At 75.4% G+C, this 20,189-nt stretch carries 17 protein-coding genes and 1 pseudogene; 5 read left to right on the top strand and 13 right to left on the bottom strand.

Annotation, left to right across the window (positions count from 1 at the left end; all coding sequences use genetic code 11):
- Positions 1–74: 74 nt before the first annotated feature.
- A pseudogene (locus tag AB0L29_RS14615) lies at positions 75–508 on the bottom strand (toxin-antitoxin system, toxin component).
- Positions 509–540: 32 nt separating this feature from the next.
- Positions 541–1,197, bottom strand: a complete 657-nt coding sequence (locus tag AB0L29_RS14610; protein WP_365826935.1) for a helix-turn-helix transcriptional regulator — start codon at positions 1,195–1,197, stop codon at positions 541–543.
- A gap of 238 nt (positions 1,198–1,435) precedes the next feature.
- Between AB0L29_RS14610 and AB0L29_RS14605 the strand changes: the two genes are divergently transcribed.
- Entirely contained in the window at positions 1,436–2,095 is a 660-nt protein-coding gene (locus AB0L29_RS14605; RefSeq protein WP_365826933.1) for a hypothetical protein, read from the top strand.
- Between the two features lie 160 nt (positions 2,096–2,255).
- Here the strand turns inward: AB0L29_RS14605 and AB0L29_RS14600 are convergent, their stop codons facing one another.
- Both AB0L29_RS14600 and AB0L29_RS14595 read right to left on the bottom strand, forming a co-directional pair.
- The gene (locus tag AB0L29_RS14600; RefSeq protein WP_365826931.1) at positions 2,256–3,188 is read right to left on the bottom strand and encodes a hypothetical protein; all 933 of its coding nucleotides are present in this window, start codon (positions 3,186–3,188) and stop codon (positions 2,256–2,258) included.
- On the bottom strand, positions 3,185–3,994 hold the full coding sequence (locus AB0L29_RS14595; protein ID WP_365826929.1) for a phosphatase PAP2 family protein: 810 nt from the start codon (positions 3,992–3,994) through the stop codon (positions 3,185–3,187). The genes AB0L29_RS14600 and AB0L29_RS14595 overlap by 4 nt, the downstream gene beginning before the upstream one ends.
- A gap of 187 nt (positions 3,995–4,181) precedes the next feature.
- Between AB0L29_RS14595 and AB0L29_RS14590 the strand changes: the two genes are divergently transcribed.
- A complete protein-coding gene (locus tag AB0L29_RS14590) occupies positions 4,182–4,796 on the top strand; it encodes a TetR/AcrR family transcriptional regulator C-terminal ligand-binding domain-containing protein (protein ID WP_365826927.1) in 615 nt (204 codons plus the stop codon).
- A 144-nt stretch (positions 4,797–4,940) separates the two neighbouring features.
- On the opposite strand, the gene AB0L29_RS14585 is transcribed toward AB0L29_RS14590, so the two are convergent.
- Complete coding sequence (locus tag AB0L29_RS14585; RefSeq protein WP_365826925.1) at positions 4,941–5,963, bottom strand: DUF2510 domain-containing protein; 1,023 nt, start codon at positions 5,961–5,963, stop codon at positions 4,941–4,943.
- A 286-nt stretch (positions 5,964–6,249) separates the two neighbouring features.
- Between AB0L29_RS14585 and AB0L29_RS14580 the strand changes: the two genes are divergently transcribed.
- Positions 6,250–8,934 carry an AAA family ATPase gene (locus tag AB0L29_RS14580; RefSeq protein ID WP_365826923.1) on the top strand — a complete coding sequence of 895 codons (2,685 nt, stop codon included), beginning with the start codon at positions 6,250–6,252 and terminating at the stop codon, positions 8,932–8,934.
- A 540-nt stretch (positions 8,935–9,474) separates the two neighbouring features.
- On the opposite strand, the gene pcaD is transcribed toward AB0L29_RS14580, so the two are convergent.
- From pcaD to AB0L29_RS14550, 6 genes are all read right to left on the bottom strand, one after another.
- A complete protein-coding gene (gene pcaD, locus AB0L29_RS14575; RefSeq protein ID WP_365826921.1) occupies positions 9,475–10,593 on the bottom strand; it encodes a 3-oxoadipate enol-lactonase in 1,119 nt (372 codons plus the stop codon).
- The gene (pcaB, locus tag AB0L29_RS14570; RefSeq protein WP_365826919.1) at positions 10,590–11,912 is read right to left on the bottom strand and encodes a 3-carboxy-cis,cis-muconate cycloisomerase; all 1,323 of its coding nucleotides are present in this window, start codon (positions 11,910–11,912) and stop codon (positions 10,590–10,592) included. The genes pcaD and pcaB overlap by 4 nt, the downstream gene beginning before the upstream one ends.
- Complete coding sequence (gene pcaG / locus AB0L29_RS14565; RefSeq protein WP_365826917.1) at positions 11,909–12,514, bottom strand: protocatechuate 3,4-dioxygenase subunit alpha; 606 nt, start codon at positions 12,512–12,514, stop codon at positions 11,909–11,911. The genes pcaB and pcaG overlap by 4 nt, the downstream gene beginning before the upstream one ends.
- 5 nt (positions 12,515–12,519) lie before the next feature.
- Positions 12,520–13,293 carry a protocatechuate 3,4-dioxygenase subunit beta gene (gene pcaH / locus AB0L29_RS14560; protein WP_365826915.1) on the bottom strand — a complete coding sequence of 258 codons (774 nt, stop codon included), beginning with the start codon at positions 13,291–13,293 and terminating at the stop codon, positions 12,520–12,522.
- 62 nt (positions 13,294–13,355) lie between these two features.
- Positions 13,356–14,000 (bottom strand): CoA transferase subunit B, encoded by a 645-nt coding sequence (locus AB0L29_RS14555; RefSeq protein WP_365826913.1) that lies wholly within the window; start codon positions 13,998–14,000, stop codon positions 13,356–13,358.
- The gene (locus AB0L29_RS14550) at positions 14,000–14,755 is read right to left on the bottom strand and encodes a CoA transferase subunit A (protein ID WP_365826911.1); all 756 of its coding nucleotides are present in this window, start codon (positions 14,753–14,755) and stop codon (positions 14,000–14,002) included. The genes AB0L29_RS14555 and AB0L29_RS14550 overlap by 1 nt, the downstream gene beginning before the upstream one ends.
- Positions 14,756–14,965: 210 nt before the next feature.
- On the opposite strand from AB0L29_RS14550, the gene AB0L29_RS14545 reads away from it, so the two are divergent.
- Positions 14,966–15,430 (top strand): MarR family transcriptional regulator, encoded by a 465-nt coding sequence (locus AB0L29_RS14545; protein ID WP_365826909.1) that lies wholly within the window; start codon positions 14,966–14,968, stop codon positions 15,428–15,430.
- Here AB0L29_RS14545 and AB0L29_RS14540 read toward each other — a convergent pair whose 3' ends face one another.
- Entirely contained in the window at positions 15,431–16,429 is a 999-nt protein-coding gene (locus AB0L29_RS14540; RefSeq protein ID WP_365826907.1) for a DUF3048 domain-containing protein, read from the bottom strand.
- Positions 16,430–16,634: 205 nt separating this feature from the next.
- On the opposite strand from AB0L29_RS14540, the gene AB0L29_RS14535 reads away from it, so the two are divergent.
- Complete coding sequence (locus tag AB0L29_RS14535; protein WP_365826905.1) at positions 16,635–17,825, top strand: zinc-dependent alcohol dehydrogenase; 1,191 nt, start codon at positions 16,635–16,637, stop codon at positions 17,823–17,825.
- A 173-nt stretch (positions 17,826–17,998) separates the two neighbouring features.
- Here AB0L29_RS14535 and AB0L29_RS14530 read toward each other — a convergent pair whose 3' ends face one another.
- Positions 17,999–20,146, bottom strand: a complete 2,148-nt coding sequence (locus AB0L29_RS14530; RefSeq protein WP_365827038.1) for a family 16 glycoside hydrolase — start codon at positions 20,144–20,146, stop codon at positions 17,999–18,001.
- Between the last annotated feature and the right edge of the window lie 43 nt (positions 20,147–20,189).

Below are 20,189 nucleotides of genomic sequence, written 5' to 3'. Positions count from 1 at the left end.
GCACCGTCGCCGCCGCCCGGGCCGGCCGGGGCCGCGCGCTGCCGCACCACCCGAGGGGAGACGGCCCGGCGGGCTCAGCCCTGCGGTCCCGGACACCCCGGCGACGCCTCGGTGCGCCCCGCCGGACGGTCGCGCCGCACCGGTCCGCGCAGCGGGGAACCGGCCAGTTAGGTAAGGCACTTGTCGGCGAGCAGCGGACCGGAGCTCTCGGCCTTCTGCTCGTCGTCGAGGTCGAAGCGGGTGCGAGCCGCGACCTTCAGGACCGTGGCCCGCAGGTCGGCGCCGCCGTCGAGCAGGCGGGCCCCGACCGCGGCACCCGCCACGGCTGGCCGCGGTGCCCGGTCTTCATGTGCCACGGTTCGTGGCCCGGGATCACCCACTGGTGTTCGGGCGGTGCGTTCCTCGATCACGACGAGGTCCTGGTCGGCCACGTCGAGCCACGGTCCGCGGGCCGCGCCGGGGCGGGAAGCGTGGGCTCCGTGACCAACTCGCCGCACAGGCGGCGCATCTGTCTGCCGATGCCCGCAGTTCTCCCCACGGTCACGGCTCGGGTCGCTTGACGCTCTCCAGGAGCATGTCCAGCCACTCGGCGACCTTGTCGCGGTGCTGGTCCGTGGGCAGCTGCGCGGCCCGCCAGGCGATCCCGCGGACCCCGTGGTCCTGCAGCAGCCGCTCCAGCGGGTCGCCGGCGGCGGCCGCGGCCTCCCGCTCGCGGTCGGCGAGCTTCTGCAGCAGCTCCTGCTCGGTGTGCTGCAGGGCGTTCGCGAGCGCTTCGGGGTCCTCGGCCGTCAGGAAGCCGGCGTGCACCCGGAAGAAGCGCTGGATGGCGTCGCAGTGCTCCATGGTGGGCCGCCGGTCGCCGTTGATGAGGGCGCCCGCCTGCTGCCGCGACATGCCCGCGCCGTCGGCGATCTCCTGCTGGGTGTACCTGCGGCCGTTGGGCTTGAGCCGGGTGCGGCGCAGCAGGTCCAGGCGCTGCACGAACCGGGCCTGCACATCGGGCTCGCCCGCGGGCCGGCCGCTCAGCAGGGCCCTGACCACGGGTTCGGGGACGCCGGAGGCGACGGACAGGCGGCCGACGTCGAAGACCTCGCAGTGCGGCACGCCGAGCCGGTCGGCGAGGGCGGTGACGCGGGAGACGACGGCCGGCAGCGCGGCCGTCGGCGTGGTGCCCGGACCCTCGAAGCCACCTGTCACCGACAGATCTCCTACGTCTCTCACAGGTTTCTCACAAGCAGGCTTCTCACAAGCGGTTGCCGTGAACTTCCCGGAGAGTAGCGGGTGTCTCGAACTCACATCCAGGTCTCGCCACAACTGTGGCCAATTTCAGCCGTCAACAGGCATGAAATGCCACGATAGTTGACACGCGTTGCGTCGGGGCAGCAGGATCGGGGCGCCGCGTCAAGGCCGCACAGGCAAAAGGGGTGACCTCCCGATGGCACATCAGGCAGGAGGACCGTGGCCGGCGCCGCGGCCCGTCCCCGGCACTTCCGAGGCCCAGGCCTACCTGGAGGACTACGGTGCCCTCCTGGAGGCCGTCCCCTTCCCGTCCTTCGTCGTCGACCACCGCTGGGACGTGGTGCTGGCCAACGGCGCGTTCCGGACACTTTTCGGCGGCGTCGGACCGCACCCGACGGCGCTGCCGGGCGACAACTTCCTCCGGTTCGTCCTCTTCCACCCCGAGGCGGCCACGGTGCTGGGCGAGCACGAGTCGAGCTGGTGCCTGCCGATGCTCGCGCACTTCGCCGCCGCCCTGGAGCGCTACGGCCACGACCACGCGCTGCAGGCCGTCCGCCGTGACATCGCCCAGGACCCGATCATGGAGGCCGCCTACCGGCACGGCCTGCCGCACTGGATCCGCGCGGTCGGCGCCGGCGCCGTCGAGCACGACGGCGCCGTACGGCCGCTGCTGCACCCCGACCCGCGCTGGGGCGCCACCGACTGCCGGATCGTCGTCGAGACGCCCCGGACGCTGGAGGAGATGGGCTGCACGCGGCTGACGCTGGTGCTGCGCGAGGCGCGCCGCGCCCCGTCCAGGGAGCGCAGGGCGCGCCGCGCCGCCTCGCACCTGAGGGTGGTCCCCCCGGCCGGCTGAGCCCTCCCGCCCGACGGGGCCCGCCGTCCCGGCCGCACCTCACGCCGGACTCGTCCCGGGGCGCGCCGGCGGCCCGCTCCCCGTACCGGCCCGGCTCCTGCGCGAAGGCCGGCCCGGCGTTCCCGCGGCGGTTCGCCGGGAACGGGCGGCCCCGCGATCGTCACCGGGCGGCGCCCGTGAGGCGACCCGGCTCCTGCGGGCGGGGCACCGGTGCCGGTGCCCCGCCCGCGAGCCCGGGCCGGAGCGCCGCCACGGCAGCCGCCGGACGGCCCTCGCGCGGTGCCGCCCGGCTCAGCACGGCCACGCCCCAGGACGCCAGCGCCGCTCCCGCCAGCGCGAGCAGGACGCCCCCGGGACCGCCGTGCAGGTGCTCCCCGAGCAGCGACAGGCCGATCACCGCGGCGGCCACCGGGTTGGCCAGAGTCACCACCGCGAGCGGGGCGCCGAGGCCGCCGCGGTAGGCCGTCTGCGACAGCAGCAGTCCGCCGGCCGCGAAGACCGCCACCAGCAGCGCCACCCCGGTCACCTGCGCGCCGAGCAGCGGTTGCGACCGGTCCGTGGCGGCCACCGTCACGGTCTGGGTGAGCGCCGAGGCCACCCCCGAGGCCACCCCGGACGCGGTCGCGTGCCGCAGGCCGGGCCGGGCTCCGGGCCACGACAGCATGCCGATCAGGGCCGCCGTGACGCCCGCGACGGCCAGTGCCTCGGGCGCGCTCAGCACGGCGTCCGGCGCGGGCCCGGTGGCGGTGGCCAGGAGCGCGGCCAGACCCAGGAGGGTCAGGGCGGTGCCCCGCCACTCGGCCGCGCTCACCCGCCGCCCCGCGATCCGCGCGCCCAGCGGCACCGCCGCGACCAGCGTCAGCGCGCCGAGCGGCTGCACCACGGTCAGCGGACCGTACTTCAGGGCCCCCACGTGCAGCAGCGCGGCGAAGGCGTTCAGCACCACCGACCACCACCACGCGCCGCTGCCCAGCAGCCGCGGCGCGCCCGTGCCGGGGTCCCGGGAGGCCAGCCGTTCCTGGGCGACGGCCGCCGCCGCGTAGGCGACGGCCGAGACGAGCGACAGCACGACGGCGAGCAGGACGGCGCTCACCGGCCCGCCCCCACCAGCGCCCGGTCCGCGGCCGGGTCCCCGGCCGGCCGGCGCCCGGGCCGCGCGCGCCTTGCCGCCGGCGTCGTCCGGTGCGGCAGGCGGAACGCCGCGAGCGCGAGACCGAGCAGGGCCGTCGCCGCGATCGCGTCGAGCCAGTAGTGGTTGGCCGTGCCCACGATCACCAGCAGGGTCAGCAGCGGGTGCAGCGGCCAGAGCCACCGCCACCGCCCCCGGACGGCGGCGGCCAGGCCGACCGCCACCATCAGCGCCCAGCCGAAGTGCAGTGACGGCATGGCCGCGAACTGGTTCGACAACTGGTCGGTCTCGGGCGGGCCGTACACCGACGGACCGTACACCCGCGCGGTGTCCACCAGCCCGGTCCCGGCCAGCATCCGCGGCGGGGCGAGCGGGAAGGCCAGGTGCAGCACCAGCGCGGCGGCGGTGACCGCGGCCAGCACCCGGCGGGCCCGGACGTAGTGCGCCGGGCGTCTGAGGTAGAGCCAGACCAGGAAGGCCGCGGTGGCCGGGAAGTGGACCGCGGCGTAGTAGGTGTTCGCCAGGTGGACCAGGGTGTCGTGCTGCAGCAGCAGGGACTGCGCCGCGCCCTCGCCGGGCAGGTGGACCGCTCGTTCCAGGTCCCACACGCGGTGCGCGTTGCGGAAGGCCTCGCCGGTGTGGTCCGCCGTCACCTGCCGGCCGAGCTTGTAGGCGAGGAAGAGCCCTGCGACGAGCAGGAGCTCACGGACGAGCGGCGGCCGCGCTACGGCGTCGGGCGCCGCCGGTTCAGGCTCGGTGCGGGCATTCATCCCCCGGCCCCTTCGCTGACGGTGGTGCGGGTGCGTTCGATGCGGTGCGTGTCATCGATACGCCTACGTATCGATACGTCAGTGTACCGATACGATCGAGTATCGGTACACTGGCGTATCGATGAATGTGCGCCACACTGGAGGCCGGGCCCCCGGGGCCGCAGGCCACGAGCGAGGAGCAGAGCCGATGACGTCGCAGGACGCGGACGGACCGGAGACGGTCGCCGCCTCGCGCCGCTCCAAACTCACGCGCGAGCGTGAGCAGGAGTTCTTCGACGCCGTCCTCGACCAGATCCGCGAGTGCGGCTACGACGCCGTCACCATGGAGGGGGTCGCCGCCAGCACGCGCTGCAGCAAGTCCACGCTGTACCGCCAGTGGCGGACCAAGCCCCAGTTCGTGGCGGCGGCGCTGCGCTCGAACCGGCGGGCGCGCTTCGCCGGTGTCGACACCGGCTCGCTCGCCGGGGACCTGCGCCGGGCCGCCCGGGTCGCGGGCGAGTGGTCGGCGAAGGACACCAAGCTGCTCCAGGCGCTCGGGCACGCCGTCATGCAGGACCGGGAACTGGCGCGGGCGCTGCGCGAGGCGCTCGTCGAGCCGGAGATCGCCGCGCTGAAGGAGATCCTGCGCCGCGGGGTCGAACGCGGCGAGGTGCCCGCCGGGCATCCGGCGCTGGAGTACGTCCCGGTGCAGATGTTCGGCGTCCTGCGGGTGCGGCCCGTCCTGGAGGGCGAGTACGCCGACCCGGACTACCTGGTCCGCTTCGTGGAGGCCGCCGTGCTGCCGGCGCTCGGCCTCACCTGAGACTCGGGCCGCCGTCCACGGGATGACCGGACGGCGGTCTGTCCGCGCCGCACCGTGGGGACGGGGGCGGCGCACCCCCCGGCCGGGTGGGGCTCCCCTTGAGCGGAGGGGCGCCCCACCCGGCCGGCTCATGTCCGGGACCGGTCAGACGTCCTGGCCCCGGCCGCCGCCCTTCGCCGCCTTGATGCCCTCGGTGATCTCGTCGAGGACGGACTGCCGCTGGTCGGTGTCGACACCGAGGCGGACGACGACGATCTGCCGCGGGTTGGCCGGGGAGGGGAAGGCGAGCGACTGCACGTAGCCGTCGGCGCCCTTGCCGGTGACGGCCCTCCAACGGACCAGGTAACCCTTCTGCCCGGCCACCGTCACCGCCCTGGAGGCCAGCACGTCGTGCGAGGTGATCGCGCCGTAGCTCTTGCCCCCGTAGGACTCCTCGGCGTTCGCGGAGATGTCCGCCTTCGCGACCTCCTCGGCGGTGCCGCCCCTGGTGCCCAGCGCCGGCGCGGGCGCCGAGTAGGCCCCGCCCTTGGTGCAGGTGGCGGAGGCGTCGCCGGGGCACTTGTAGGAGTCCTTGGACGACACCTGCGCGCCGACGGCGAGCTCCTGGCCGTACCAGCCGTCCGGGATGGGCAGGCTGATGCCGCTGACCGCGTCGGTCACCGACCCGCTCTCGATCCTCGGCGCCCCGGACCCGTCCGGCGACGGACTCGGACCGCCGGAACCGCCGGAACCGCCCGGTCCGCCGGACGGCCCGCCCGGCCCCCGCGAGGCCGCCGAACCGCCGCCACCGTCGTCGCCGGCGGCCAGCGCGTACACGCCGGCACCGATGCTCGCCAGGACCACGGCGGCCACCGCAGCGGCTATGCCCGCACGCACCCCGCGCCGAGGACCCGGCGGCGCGGCGGCGGGGTACCCCGGGTACCCCGGATGCGCCGGGGCGGCCGGATACCCCGGATACGCCGGAGCGGCCGGATACCCCGGATACGCCGGAGCGGCCGGATGCGCCGGGGCGCCCGGCTGCGGCGCCGGGGGACCCCAGGCGGCGGCCGGCCCCGCGGGGCGGGTCCGGTCCGTCCACGCCCTGCCGTCCCACCAGCGCTCGGTGGCCGGCCCGTCACTTGTCTGCCCGGGGTCGGGGTACCACCCGGGAGGAGTCGCCTGCGTCATGCCCCCACCGTATGAGGCGTCGGTGAAAGCGGCATGAGAGGAGTCCCCCTCGGCGTGCGGCCACCAGGCGGGCGGCCGGTCCCGTACCGGCCAACAGGGCCCCGCAGCCCGCCGGTCCGGCCGCCGTCGACGGCGAAGGCGGCCGGTGGCCGGACCGGCGCGTCCTGCGCCCGTACCCGGTTTCGGCCGCCGTGGCAACAGCTGCCCGGACCCTCCTCCGCCGGGACGACCGGAGGACTACGCTCAAGTTCTGTACGTCGTTCGGACGACTCGGGGAGGTAGCGGGATGACGGAGGTACGGCCCACGGCCGCCGCCTCGGCTTCCCTGTGGGAGCGGGACGAGGAAGTCGCGGCCCTCACACAGGCGGTGGAGACCCTGTGCGCGGACCGCCGGTCGTCCGGCAGCCTGCTCGTCTTCCGCGGCGAGGCCGGCCTCGGCAAGACCGCGCTGCTGGCCGAGGCGCGCCGCATCGCCGAGGCCCGCGGCTGCACCGTGTGGTCGGCCCGCGGCGGCGAGACCCTGCGCTCCGTCCCCTTCAACGTGGTACGGCAGTTGCTGCAGCCCGCGCTGGTGTCCAACCCGCCCGAGGAGATACGCGAGTACCTCGGCGACTGGTACGACATCGCCGGTCCCGCCCTCGGCATAGCCGACCCCGGCGACCGGCAGGCCGACCCGCGGTACGTGCGCGACGGCCTGGTCGCCGCCGTGCGCCGGCTCGCGCGGCGCGAGTGGCCGCTGGTGCTGCTCGTCGACGACGCCCACTGGGCCGACCCGGAGAGCCTGCGCTGGCTCGCCGCGTTCGCCGAACGCCTCGACGACCTGTCCGTCCTGGTCGTGGTGGCCCGCCGCCCCGGCGACGTCGGCGGCGCGGGCGCCCGCCACCTGGACGCGGTCGCCGCCGCGTCCGACCGCCCCGTCGCCACGCTCAGCGCGCTGACCCCGGACGCGACGGCCGGCCTCACCCGCGCCACCCTGGGCGAGCACGCCGACGCCGCGTTCTGCCGCGAGGTGTGGGCCGTCACCGCGGGCAACCCGTACGAGACCGTCGAACTCCTCGCCAAGGTGCAGGACAGCCAACTCGAACCGGTCGAGGCGCGGGCCGGGGAGCTGCGCGAGCTGAACCGCTCGGCCCGCGGCTGCGGCATCGTCGCCCGCCTGGAGCAACTCGGCATCGACGCCACCCGGTTCGCCTGGGCCGCCGCCATCCTCGGCACCGGCATCTCCGTCGACCAGGTGGCCCGGCTCGCCACCCTCAAACGAGATGAGGCCGTGCGCTGCGCCGAACTGCTGCGCGGCGCCCGCATCCTGACCGCGCCCGGACCCGCGGCCGGCGGACCCGGCGACGGCGACCTGGAGTTCGTCCACCCGCTGATCGCCACCGCCGTCTACAACTCCATCCCCGACGCCCTGCGCACCGCCCTGCACGGCATCGCCGCCCGGGTCGTCAGCGACTCCGGCCGCGGCGCCGCGGCCGCCGCGCGGCACCTGCTCGAAGTCCACCCGGACGCCGACGAGGAACTCGTCGGGCAACTGCGCGAGGCGGCCCGCGAACACCTCGCCGTCGGCGCCCCGGACGCCGCCCGTCGGTGCCTGGAACGCGCCCTGGAGGAGCCGCCCACCCCCGAGATCCACGCGCAGGTGCTCTACGAACTGGGCTGCGCCACCCTGCTGACCGCGCCCGCCAGGACCATCGGCCACCTGCGGGCCGCGCTCGGCATGCCCGGCCTCGACGGCGACCGGCGCGTGGACGCCGTGGTCCGGCTCTCCCAGGCGCTGCTGCACAACGACCAGATGGAGGAGGCCGTCCGCACGGTCGAGGCGGAGGCCGCCCGGCTGGAGGCGGGCCCGGCGCGGATGCGGCTGCAGGCCGTGCAGTTCATGTGGGAGGGCATACACGCCGGCGAGGCCGCCTCCCCGGGGCGCTCCGAGAGGCTGGCCGAACTCGCCCGCACCTGCACCGGCCGGGACAACTCCGAACGCGCGCTGCTCATCCTGCGCGGCTTCGACGCCCTGATGCACGGCGAGAACGCCGAGGAGGTCGCCGAGCTGTGCGACCGCGCCCTGGTCAACGGCCGCCTGGCGCCGGGCCTCGGCTGGACCGACACCGAGTGGGGCATCGAACTGCTGCTGATGCTCGCCAACACCTACTGCTTCACCGACCGCCTCGACCGCGCCGAAAGCCTCTACAACGAGGCGCTGCGCGCCTACGAGACGGCGGGCTGGAGCGGCGGCCACCTCGCCCTGGCCCACGCCTACGTCGGCCTCGGCCACCGCAGGCGCGGCCGGCTGAGGGAGGCGGAGGCCTCGCTGCGCGAATCGCTGCGGCTCGCCGAGCGCGTCGGCCGCGGCCTGCCCCTGTACTGGACCGCTACCTGCAACCTCGTCGACACCCTGCTCGCCCGCGGCCACGTCGACGCGGCCTGGGAGGTCGCCGAAGGCCACGGCTTCGCACCGCCCTACCCGTCCACCATCGTCCTGCCCGATCCGCGCTCCGTGCGCGGCCGGCTGCTGCTCGCGGTCGGCCGCACCAAGGACGGCATCAACGAACTGGAGGCCGCCGGGAAGGCGGCGGCCGCGCGCGGCCACCACAACCCGGTGCTCGTGCCGTGGGCGGTCGACCTCGCCCGCGCCCTCGCCACCGAGGACCCGTCCCGCGCCGCCCGGCTCGCCGTCGACGTCCGCCGGCAGGCCGAGCGCTTCGGCACGGACACCGCCATCGGCGAGGCCCTGCGCTGCGCCGCGGTCCTGGAGACCGGCCAGCGCGCGGTCCGCCTCGCCGCCCAGGCCGTGACCTACCTGGAGGCCTCGCCCTGCCAGTACGAGCACGCCGCGGCCCGCGTCGAGTACGGCATCGCCTCCCGCTCGGTGTCCGAGCTCGACCGCGGTCTGGCGCTGGCGCGTTCGTGCGGGGCGGACGGACTGGTGGCCGTGGCGGGCGCCGAGCTGCAGGCGGGCGCCGGGCTGCGGTAGGGCACCCGGTCGTCCCGCTTCCCCGGCCGGCGGCCGGCCGGTGACCGCCGCCGGCCGCCCGCGTCCCCGTGGGGCCGTACACCGCTTCGCGCGCCCGCACCGGTCACGTGCCGCCGAAACGGCCGCCCGCGCCCACGCCCCGCGCGGCCGGGACCGGCGCGCCGGACGCGCCGCGCGGCCGGCGCCGCGACCGTGGGCGGGGACGTGGTGTCCGGTATGGGCCGGTGCGGGGGTGATGTGGTGTCCGGTGTGGGCCGGTGCGGGGGTGATGTGGTGTCCGGTGTGGGCCGGTGCGGGGGTGATGTGGTGTCCGGTGTGGGCCGGTGCGGGGGCGATGTGGTGTCCGGTATGGGCCGGTGCGGGGGCGATGTGGTGTCCGGTATGGGCCGGTGCGGGGGCGATGTGGTGCCCGGCATGGGCCGGTGCGAGGGCGACGCGGTGCCCGGGCCCGGGGCGCCGGTGGCCGGGCCGGTGGACGCGCCTGCGCCGCGGGCGCGCGGCACGGACCTGCGCGAGCCGCCGGGGCGGGGACCGGCCGGGTCAGGGCTGCTCCTCGGCGAGGACCCGCCGGGCCGTCGCGAACGCCGAGTTCGCCGCGGGCACCCCGCAGTACACGGCCGTCTGGAGCAGCACCGCGCCGATCTCCTCGGGGGTGAGCCCGTTGCGCCGGGCGGCCCGTACGTGCAGGGCGAGCTCGTCGTGGTGGCCGTGTGCCACCAGCGCCGTCAGGGTGATCATGCTGCGTTCGCGGCGGGTGAGCGTCGGGTCGGTCCAGATCTCGCCCCAGGCGTAGCGCGAGACGAAGTCCTGGAAGCGGGCGGTGAACGGGGTCTGCCCGGCCTGCGCCCGGTCCACGTGCGCGTCGCCCAGCACCTCGCGCCGCACCCGCACGCCCCGCCCGGCGGGCCCTTCGAAGTGGGTCCGCAGCGCGGCCAGCACGACCTCGGGGCACTGCGCGGGCGCCAGGTGCGAGGCGCCCGGGATCTCGACCAGCGCGGCGCCCGGCACCGCGTCCGCGATCTGCCGCAGGTGCGCGGGCGGCGTCGCCGGGTCCTCCCGGCCCGCGACCAGCAGGGTCGGCACGGCGATCTCCGCGAGCCGGTCCCGCAGGTCGAACGCGGCCAGCGCGTCGCAGCAGGCCGCGTACGCGTCCGGGTCGGCCGCGCGGTGGTCGGCCACCAGCCCCGGCACGGTGAAACCGGGCGTGAACCAGCGGGTGTCCGCGCTCCGCGCCAGCCCCGCCAGCCCTTCCCGCCGCACCAGCGCGGCCCGCTCCCGCCAGGGCCCCGCCCCGCCGAAGTGCGCCGACGAGCAGATCACCGCCAGCGACGACAGCCGCTCCGGGTGGTGCACGGCCAGGTGCAGGCCGACCGCCCCGCCCAGCGACACGCCCGCGTAGGCGAACCGCTCGACGCCGAGCGCGTCGGCGAGCGCCAGCACCAGCGCCGCGAGGTCGCCGACGGTCGCGCCGGGACCGATCAGGCCGGCCGCGGAGCCGCCGTGCCCCGGCAGGTCCCAGCGGATCACCCGGTGCGTGGCCGACAACTCGGGCGCCACCTGGTCCCACAGCGCGTACGAGGTGCCCAGCGAGGGGCCGAGCAGCAGCGGGGGAGCGGTCCCCGGCCCCTCGGCGCGGTGGTTGAGGAGTCGGCCGGTCAACGTCGCTCCAGGGCGCGGTCGGTGAGGGCTGCGGCACAGCCGGTGTAGCGGGTGGGGTCGGTGTCGGTCCCGGTCCCGGTGTCCTTCAACGCGGGCTCTTCGGAAAGGAGTTCGCCCAGAGGGCGGCTCTCGGACCAGGTTCGCGCGGCGAGTTCGGCGAGCAGGGCCTTCGCCCGGGCCCGGCCCAGCACGGGGGCCAGTTCGGCCGACAGCCGCTCGGACACGATCAGTCCGTGGGTGGCGTCGAGATGGTCGCGCATGGCCTCGGGGCGCACCCGCAGTCCCTCGGCGAGGTCGGCGGCGTCCCGGGCGGCCCCGCCGGACAGTCGCAGCAGGTCCCGCAGCGGCTCCCACTCGGCGTGCCAGGCCCCGGCCGGGCGCTCGTCCTCGGCCGCCAGCGAGCCGTACAGCGTGGCCGCGAGCTGCGGCGCCCGGCGGGCGGCCGCCGCGAGGAGCGTCGCCCGGACCGGGTTCGCCTTGTGCGGCATGGCCGACGAGCCGCCGCCACCACCCTCCGCGACCTCGGCGATCTCGGTCCGGGACAGCACGAGCACGTCCGCCGCGAGCTTGCCCAGCGCCCCGGCCGCGAAGGCCAGGCACCCGGCGAGGTCGGCGACCGGGGTGCGCAGTGTGTGCCACGGCAACAGCGGTGCCCGCAGGCCGAGTTCGCGGGCGTAGGCCGCCGGCAGCGCGGTCGCGTCCGGCGCGCCGTACGCCGTGAAGGCGGCCAGCGTCCCGGCGGCGCCGCCGAGCTGGGCGGGCAGGGAGTCCCGTACGGCCGTCACCCGGTCCCGGGCGTCCAGCACCAGGGAGCGCCAGCCCGCCGCCTTCAGCCCGAACGTCGTCGGTACGGCGTGCTGGGTGAGCGTCCGGCCCGGCATCGCGGTGTCGCGGTGCCCGGCGGCCAGCCGGGCCAGCGCCCGCTCGCAGCGGCCGAGGTCGGCGAGGAGCGGCTCCAGCGTCCGCACGGCGACCAGCATCGTCGCCGTGTCCATGATGTCCTGGCTGGTCGCGCCCCGGTGGACGTAGGGGCCGTACTCCTCGCCGACCGCCCGCGTCAGGTCCGCGACCAGCGGGATGACCGGGTTCCCGCCGTCCCGGGCGCGTTCGGCGAGCGAGCGGACGTCGAAGCGCGCCGCCCCGGCCGCCTCGGTCACCGCCGCGGCCGCCCCGGCCGGGGCGAGACCCAGCGCGGCCTGGGCCCGGGTCAGCGCGGCCTCCGCGTCGAGCAGCGCCCGCAGGTACGCGGCGTCGCCGGTGGCGGCCGCGGCGGGCGACCCGGCCCAGCCGGGGGCGAGCAGCGAATCGGCCGATGTCACCGGAACTCCAGGAAGACCGTCTCGCCTTCGCCCTGAAGGCGGATGTCGAAACGGTACGTGCCGCCGCCCTCGTCCCCGGCGACCAGCGTGTCGCGCCGCTCCCCGGGCACCCGCGACAGCAGGGGGTCCGCCGCCAGCGCGGCCTCGTCGCCCGGCAGGTAGATCCGGGTGAACAGGTGCACCAGCAGGCCCCGCGCGAACACGCAGACGCTGAGGTAGGGGGCGTTGCGGCCCCGGGCGCCGGGCCGCAGGGTGCGCGCGTACCAGTGGCCGTTCGCGTCCGTCTGGATCCGTCCGAAGCCGGTGAACTCCACCCCGTTGCGGCCCAGGAAGCCGCCGGAGGCCGGGTCCCGCCGCATCGAGCCGTCGGCCGTCGGCAGGGTGCCGGCGGGGTCCGGGCCCCACAGCTCCACCAGCGCGTCCGGCAGGGGCGCGCCCTCGCCGTCGTACACGTACCCGTGCACGGTGACGGTGCCGGGGTGCCCGAGGGGCGCGATGTCCTCGCCGCCGGGGAAGGGCAGCGCGTGGCCGTAGAACGGGCCGACGGTGTGCGCGGGGGTGGGCGGCACCCTCCCCGGCCGGCTCGTGTCGATCCTCGTCATGGCGGTCAGCGTCCTTCTTCCGTCCAGGTGGCGGCCGGGCCGTCGAGCACGATGTCCCAGTGGTAACCGAGCGAGAACTCCGGCACCGACAGGCCGTGGTCGTAGGTGGCGACCAGGCGCTGCCGGGCGGCGTCGTCCGTCACGGACTGCAGGATCGGGTCGTACGGGAGGAGCGGGTCGTTCGGGAAGTACATCTGCGTCACGAGCCGCTGGGTGAACGCCGGGCCGAAGACCGAGAAGTGGATGTGGGCCGGGCGCCAGGCGTTGACGTGGTTGCGCCACGGGTAGGGGCCCGGCCGGACGGTGGTGAAGCGGTAGAAGCCGCCGTCGTCGGTGAGGGTGCGGCCCACGCCGGTGAAGTGGGGGTCGAGCGGGGCGTCGTGCTGCTCGCGCCGGTGGGCGTACCGCCCGGCCGCGTTGGCCTGCCAGATCTCGACGAGCTGGCCCCGCACCGGGCGGCCGTCGCGGTCCAGCAGCCGGCCGGAGACGGTGATGCGCTCGCCGATCGGCTCGCCCGCGTGCCGGCGGGTGAGGTCGTTGTCGGTCTCGGTGACGTCCCGCTCCCCGAAGGCGGGGGAGGACAGCTCCACCAGCTCGGGGTCCTCGGTGACGTCGATGGCGACCGGCGGCTGCCTGGGGTGGCGCAGCACCGAGGAGCGGTACGGCGGGTAGGCGCGGCGCGGGTGGTGCTCGACGGGCGCGCCGCCGGCGACGCGCTTCGCGTACGCGGCGTGTTCGGCCGCGATCTCCCGGTCGATGTCGTGCTGGGTGAGCGTCATGGGAGTCCCCGGGGGTTCCTGGAAGGGCCTGGCGTGGTTCCCGGTGCTGACGTGGACGTCCTTCACCCGCTCGCCTCCGGGACGGTCAGCCCGGCGCCGGTCCTGCCGGTGATCTCGTCGACGCTCACGCCGGGGGCGCGCTCCACCAGCACCAGCCCGTCGCCGGTGACGTCCAGGACGCCCAGGTCGGTGACGATCCGGTGCACGCACGCCCTGCCGGTCAGCGGCAGCGTGCAGACGGGCAGGATCTTCGCCGAGCCGTCCTTGGCGGTGTGCGTCATCACCACGATCACCCGCCGGGCCCCGTGCACGAGGTCCATCGCCCCGCCGATGCCGGTGACCAGCCTGCCCGGGACCGCCCAGTTGGCCAGGTCGCCGTGTTCGGAGACCTGCATCGCGCCGAGCACGGCGACGTCGATGTGCCCGCCGCGGATCATCGAGAACGACAGCGCGGAGTCGAAGAAGGAGGCCCCGGGCCGGACGGTCACGGTCTCCTTGCCGGCGTTGACCAGGTCGGGGTCGACCTGGTCCTCGGTGGGGTAGGGGCCGGTGCCCAGGATGCCGTTCTCCGACTCCAGGACGACCTCGACGCCCCGGGGGAGGTGGTTGGGGATCAGGGTGGGCAGGCCGATGCCCAGGTTGACGTACTGCCCGTCCCGCAGCTCGCGGGCCGCGCGGGCGGCCATCTCCTGACGCGTCCAGGCCATCAGCGGCTCACCGTCCGCCGCTCGATCCGCTTGTCCGCCGCCTGCTCCGGGGTGAGGGCGACCACGCGCTGCACGAAGATCCCCGGCAGGTGCACCGCGTCCGGGTCGATCCGGCCGGGCTCGACCAGCTCCTCCACCTCGGCGACCGTGACCCGCCCGGCCATCGCCGCGAGCGGGTTGAAGTTGCGGGCGGACTTGTTGAACACCAGGTTCCCGTGCCGGTCGCCCCGCGCCGCGCGCACCAGGGCGAAGTCGGTGCGGATGCCGCGCTCCAGCACGTACTCCACGCCGTCGAACTCCCGGACCTCCTTCGGCGGCGAGGCGAGCGCGACGCCGCCGTCGCCGTCGTAGCGCCAGGGCAGGCCGCCCTCGGCGACCTGGGTGCCCACTCCGGCCGGGGTGTAGAAGGCGGGGACGCCGGCGCCGCCGGCGCGCAGCCGCTCCGCCAGGGTCCCCTGCGGGATCAGCTCCACCTCCAGCTCCCCGGCCAGGTACTGCCGGGCGAACTCCTTGTTGGCGCCGATGTAGGAACCGGTCACCCGGGCGATCCGCCCGGCCGCCAGCAGCACCGCGAGCCCGGACTCCATCGCCCCGCAGTTGTTGGACACCACCGACAGGGCGCTCACCCCCCGCTCGTACAGCGCCCGGATCAGCACGTCGGGCACACCGCTCAGCCCGAAGCCGCCGACCGCCAGCGACGCGCCGTCCGGCACGTCGGCCACCGCCTCCAGGGCCGAGGCGACCACCTTGTCCATCCGCGAGGCCCCCTGTCCCCCTGGCGTCCCGACCCTCGGATTTAGTCAGGGCACTGATTATTTCCGCGAAGTGCCCTCACGCTTCCATCGGAGGGGCGGAGCGTCAAGGCCCCTGTCCGAACAGGGAAAGGGGGCGGGAGGAGTGGCGGGCGGGAGAGGTGAAGCCGGGTATTGTTCAGTGCACCGACGAAAACGACCGTGGGAGCGCACATGGCCGCGGTGGACCTCACCACCCACCCCGGGCACCTGGCCCGGCGGCTCCAGCAGGCGCACCACCTGCTGTGGAACACGATGGTCTCCGAGGAGATCACCTCGCCGCAGTTCGCCGTCCTCAACGCGCTCGTCGCCGAGCCGGGCCTGGACCAGCGCACGGTGGGGGAGCGGGTCGGACTCGACCGGTCCACCACCGCCGAGGTGATCGGCCGGCTCGGCCGCCGCGGGCTGCTGGACAAGGTGCGCGATCCGCAGGACGGCCGCCGATTCCTGCTGCGCCCCACCGGCGAGGGCGTGCGCGTCCACCGCAGGCTGGCCGTGCGCACGGCCCGGATGAACCAGGTCTTCCTCGCCCCGCTCTCCGCCGAGGAGCAGACCCTCTTCCTCGACCTCGTCCGGCGGGTCGCGGACGCGGCCGAGGGGCTGCGCCGTCCGGCCGAACCCCTGGCCGCCCCGCGCTGATCAGGGCGCCTTGACGAGCACCACCCACACCGGGCCCCCGGCGAAGTTCACCGGCGTGCCGTCGCCGGTGGTGAACGCCGTCCCGCCGGCGGCCGTCGCGCGCTTCCAGCGCACGTCGTGGGCCCGCCCGTCGCGCAGCACCTGCGCCGTCCCCGAACCCACCGTCTCGGTGTAGGGCGAGTTGCTGCCGAGGAAGTCCCGGTAGGCGGACGCGCGCACCGTCACGTACTGCACGACCACGGTCGCGGCCGTCACCCGCCCGCCCTCGGGCGTGACGGCCGGCGTGCCGTCCATGGCGACCAGCCAGCGGCCCTCGGAGCCGGACCAGGTGAAGGTGAAGCGGGCCGCCGGGTAGCGCACCGTGCGGGAGGACTCGGGCGTGCCGCCGGCGGGCGCGGGACCGTAGTGGAAGCCGGTGGTCAGGGCCTCGGGGCCGGGGGCGGAGGGCAGCAGCCTGCCGGGCCGCAGGTAGAGGTTGTGCGGGGCGGGCCTGTCGCCGCCGCGGAAGTACGCACCGGGCGCCTCGGCGGGCGTCCTGGCCTCCAGCGGTGCCCGGTCGATCACCGGCAGCAGTTTGCTCTGCGCCCCCGAGAAGGCGAGGACCGGCCGGTGGAACTGGCGCAGCAGTTCCAGGTCGGACTCGCGTGCGCTGCGCACCGGTCCGACGGCGTCCGGCAGCCCGGTCGCGTACACCGCCATCAGACGGCTCAGCCCGCCCTCGACCTGCTCCACGTACACCACGTCCGCGGCGTCGACGCCCGCGTGGGGGCGGGCGTCGGGCGCGTTGTCGAGCTTCACGGCCAGCACCGGCGGGACGGTCCGGGGCGGCTTCGGCGACGACTCCTGCGGCGACGTCCGCGGTGACCGCTGCGGCGAACCTCGGCCGTCGTCCGGCGAGCCGCCCGTCCCCGTGCAGCCCGCCGCCAGGGAGGCCGTCAGCGCCGCGGCCAGCAGCGCCGTCGCCGTCGTGCCGCGCCGTGCGCGCGTCCTTCGTCCCATGCCCACCGTCGCCCTCGCGCCCCGAATCCTTGATATGTCTCGATTGTCAGCTTATGTACCTATCGATGGCCACAGTCGATCGTTTTTGGTCCAAAATGATGCAACTTGTGGCCTGTCGTGGCGAACGTGTTCGGCGCGGGACGCCCGGGTACCCGGGCACGGCCGTACGACCGGCGCGCACACACGACGGAGGGAGCGCGAGGCGATGAGGGCAGTCACCTGGCAGGGCAAGCGGGACGTGCGAGTGGAGACCGTGCCCGATCCGAAGCTCCAGGAGCCGACGGACGCGATCATCCGCGTCACCTCCAGCGGGCTGTGCGGATCCGATCTGCACCTGTACGAGGTGCTCACCCCGTTCATGACGCCGGGCGACATCCTCGGCCACGAGCCCATGGGCATCGTCGAGGAGGTCGGCGCCGGCGTGCCCGACCTGCAGGTCGGGGACCGGGTCGTGGTGCCGTTCCAGATCGCCTGCGGCAACTGCTGGATGTGCCTGACCGGACTGCAGACCCAGTGCGAGACCACCCAGGTCACCGGCGAGGGCATGGGCGCCGCCCTGTTCGGCTACACCCGCCTGTACGGCGCGGTGCCGGGCGCCCAGGCCGAGTACCTGCGCGTCCCGCAGGCGCAGTACGGCCCGATCAAGGTGCCCGAGGGCCCGCCCGACGACCGCTTCGTCTACCTCTCCGACGTCCTGCCCACCGCCTGGCAGGCGGTCGCCTACGCCGGCGTCCCGCAGGGCGGCAGCGTCGCCGTTCTCGGGCTCGGCCCCATCGGCGACATGGCCTGCCGGGTGGCCCAGGTGCAGGGAGCCGGACGGGTGTTCGGCGTGGACCTGGTCCCGGAGCGGCTGGCCCGGGCCCGCGAGCGGGGCGTGGAGACCTACGACCTGAGGAGCTTCGACAACGAGAAGGAGCTCGTCGCCGCGATCCGCGACGAGACCGACGGCCGCGGCCCCGACGCCGTGATCGACGCGGTCGGCACCGAGGCCCACGGCAGCGCGGTGGCCCGCCTGGTGCAGAACACCTCCGCCCTGCTGCCCCGCAAGCTGAGCGGCCCGATGGCGGAGCGCTTCAGCGTCGACCGGCTCGCCGCCCTGTACACCGCCATCGACCTGGTGCGGCGCGGCGGCACCATCTCGCTGTCCGGCGTGTACGGCGGCATGGCCGACCCGCTGCCGATGCTCACCCTCTTCGACAAGCAGGTCCAGATCCGGATGGGCCAGGCCAACGTCCGCCGCTGGACCGACGACATCCTGCCGTACCTCACCGACGAGGACCCGCTGGGCGTGGAGGACTTCGCCACCCACCGGGTGCCGCTGACCGACGCGCCGCGCGCGTACGAGATGTTCCAGCGCAAGCAGGACGGCGCGGTCAAGGTGCTGATGCAGCCCTGACGGCGGGCGCCCGCCGCGTGCCGAGGACCTCCGCGCGCCCGTCACCGGCCCGGCGGGCGGCACCACGGGCGGGCTCCCCGGCTCCCGGCACCCCGGTCCCACGAACGCGCCCGCCCGGGTCCCCGGAGGTGCCGGGAACCCGGGCGGGCGCGGCCGGGCCGGGCGGGGACCGCCTACAGCTCCCTGATCCGGATGTCCCGGTACGAGACCACGTCCGTCGTGCCGTGCACCTGGAGCCCGATGTAGCCGGAGGCGAACCGCCGCCCGTCCGTGCCCGGGTCGTCCGAGCGGGGCGGGGAGAAGACCTGGCCGCCGGCGTTGTCGAACTCGTTGATCAGCACGCCGTTGCGGAAGACCGAGTAGTGCTGGCCGACCACGCGGATCTCGTAGTCGTTCCAGGTCCCCTTCTGCGTCACGCCCGCGCCGGCCAGGCCCACCCGGTCGAAGCCGTAGACCGAGCCCGTCTTGTACATGTCGCCGTCGGGCCGGTCGAACACCTGCACCTCGTGGCCGTACTTGATGGCGGCCCACTCCGGCCGGGGCTCCTCGGGGTGGTCGTGGACCCACGGGAAGCGCACGAACACACCGGAGTTGGCGTTGCCGGTGCCCGGCGCGTCGTCACGCCACTGCAACCGCAGCGAGAAGTCGCCGTACCTGCGCTGCGGGAACCACAGCATGCCGAGCCCCGGCTTCGTGGTGCCCGAGGTGATCGACCCGTCCGGGTTCAGCGCGAAGGAACCGCCGCCGACCTGCTGCCACTGCGCGAAGGACGCCGCGCTGCCGTCGAGGATCTTCCGGTAGCCGTCGGTCTGGCCCGGCCTGCCGATCCCCGACTCGCGGGCGGCCCGCTGCACGGCGCGGTACTCGCGCCGGTCGACGACCCCCTCCTGGAGCAGCCCGTCCAGGACGGTCTCCACGTGCTTCAGGAACAGCGCGTGGGACGTCCACTCCTTTTCGTCCTCGATCAGCTCGCCGATCCGGCACCGGCTGTCGGTGACCCGGTTGGGCACACCGGAGTCGACCGTGCCGACGATCACGGTCGACCGCTCGTCGAGCTCCGGGCAGTCCGGCGCCGGGACCTGGCCGGCCACCACCGTGAGGACGGCCGTGCGGGCCGCGGCGGTGTTGCCCGCCTTGTCGGTGGCCCGGTAGGCCACGGTGTGCGCCCCGGCGCGGTCCACCACCACCGGACCGGAGTACACCAGGTACGGGCCGCCGTCGAGCGAGTACTCGATCCGGTCGACGCCCGAGCCGCCCTCGTCGGTCGCCGTGACGGTCACCTTGGCGCTGTTGACGTACGCGCCGTCGGAGGTGCGCGTGCCCTCGACGGTCACGCCCGTCACCGGCGGGACGGTGTCCTGCGGGGGCGCGGCGACGACCGTGAACGTCACGCTCTTCTCGGCGGAGACGTTGCCCGCCTTGTCGGTGGCGCGGTAGCGCACGGTGTGCGCGCCCGTCTGGTGCACCATCACCGGGGCGGTGTAGGGCTGCCAGGCGCCGGAGCCGACGGCGTACTCGATGCCGTTGACGCCGGACCCGGTGTCGGAGGCCGTGACGGTGACGGTCGCCATGCCGACGTACGCCCCGTCGGCGTCGCGCTGCCCGCTCACCGTCGCCGAGGTCTCCGGCGGCGCCGTGTCGTCCGACGGCGGGGCGACGACCGTGAACGTCACGCTCTTCTCGGCGGAGACGTTGCCCGCCTTGTCCAGGGCGCGGTAGCGGATCTCGTGGGTACCGGCCCGGTCGACGACGACCGGTGCGGTGTAGGGCTGCCAGGCGCCCGCGTCGCCGGCCGCGTACTCGATCCGGTCGACGCCCGAGCCGCCCTCGTCGGTGGCGTGGATCGTCACGCTCGCCGAACCGACGTACTGGCCCTGCGGGTTCTGCGCCCCGTCGACGTGCGCCGAGGCCTGCGGCGGCGTCGTGTCGCCGCCCCCGCCCCCGGTCACCACGAGCACGCCCCGCATCTGCCCGTGGCCGGGGATCGTGCAGTGGTACAGGTAGCGGCCCGGTGTGAGGGTGACCTCGGCCGTGTACCGGCCGCCCGCGTCGTCGGCGGGGTTGGCCAGGATGTTCAGCGGGACGTCGTCGTTGTACTCGGGGTCGCTGGTGACGAACGTCAGCGTGTGCGGCATGCCGGTGGTGTTGCCGGTCGCCGCGCTGTTCTCGAAGACGATCGTCGCGGGGCCGGCGACCGCGGTCTCCGGCGCCGAGGTGTACCGGGTGATGTCGTCGCCGGCGGTCCAGGTGAGGACCTGTCCGGCGGCGGCCGGCGCGTCCGGCCGTCCGGTCGCGGGCGCGACCTGCAGGCCGAGCACCATCAGCACGGCGGCCAGCAGGGCCGTCCGGATCCTTCGTCCGCGT

It is taken from the genome of Streptomyces sp. NPDC052701 (genome assembly GCF_040678355.1).
Classification (GTDB): domain Bacteria; phylum Actinomycetota; class Actinomycetes; order Streptomycetales; family Streptomycetaceae; genus Streptomyces.
Note: the sequence above shows the minus strand (reverse complement) of the source record. Positions and strands in the feature narration are given on the sequence as shown.

Bases quoted from the DNA above. Each gene is read 5' to 3' on its own strand.
- AB0L29_RS14605 (WP_365826933.1), top strand. From the start codon at position 1,436: ATGGCACATCAGGCAGGAGGACCGTGGCCGGCGCCGCGGCCCGTCCCC.
- AB0L29_RS14595 (WP_365826929.1), bottom strand. From the start codon at position 3,994: ATGAATGCCCGCACCGAGCCTGAACCGGCGGCGCCCGACGCCGTAGCG.
- AB0L29_RS14590 (WP_365826927.1), top strand. From the start codon at position 4,182: ATGACGTCGCAGGACGCGGACGGACCGGAGACGGTCGCCGCCTCGCGC.
- AB0L29_RS14585 (WP_365826925.1), bottom strand. From the start codon at position 5,963: ATGACGCAGGCGACTCCTCCCGGGTGGTACCCCGACCCCGGGCAGACA.
- AB0L29_RS14580 (WP_365826923.1), top strand. From the start codon at position 6,250: ATGACGGAGGTACGGCCCACGGCCGCCGCCTCGGCTTCCCTGTGGGAG.
- pcaG (WP_365826917.1), bottom strand. From the start codon at position 12,514: ATGACGAGGATCGACACGAGCCGGCCGGGGAGGGTGCCGCCCACCCCC.
- pcaH (WP_365826915.1), bottom strand. From the start codon at position 13,293: ATGACGCTCACCCAGCACGACATCGACCGGGAGATCGCGGCCGAACAC.
- AB0L29_RS14555 (WP_365826913.1), bottom strand. From the start codon at position 14,000: ATGGCCTGGACGCGTCAGGAGATGGCCGCCCGCGCGGCCCGCGAGCTG.
- AB0L29_RS14550 (WP_365826911.1), bottom strand. From the start codon at position 14,755: ATGGACAAGGTGGTCGCCTCGGCCCTGGAGGCGGTGGCCGACGTGCCG.
- AB0L29_RS14545 (WP_365826909.1), top strand. From the start codon at position 14,966: ATGGCCGCGGTGGACCTCACCACCCACCCCGGGCACCTGGCCCGGCGG.
- AB0L29_RS14540 (WP_365826907.1), bottom strand. From the start codon at position 16,429: ATGGGACGAAGGACGCGCGCACGGCGCGGCACGACGGCGACGGCGCTG.
- AB0L29_RS14535 (WP_365826905.1), top strand. From the start codon at position 16,635: ATGAGGGCAGTCACCTGGCAGGGCAAGCGGGACGTGCGAGTGGAGACC.
- AB0L29_RS14530 (WP_365827038.1), bottom strand. From the start codon at position 20,146: ATGGTGCTCGGCCTGCAGGTCGCGCCCGCGACCGGACGGCCGGACGCG.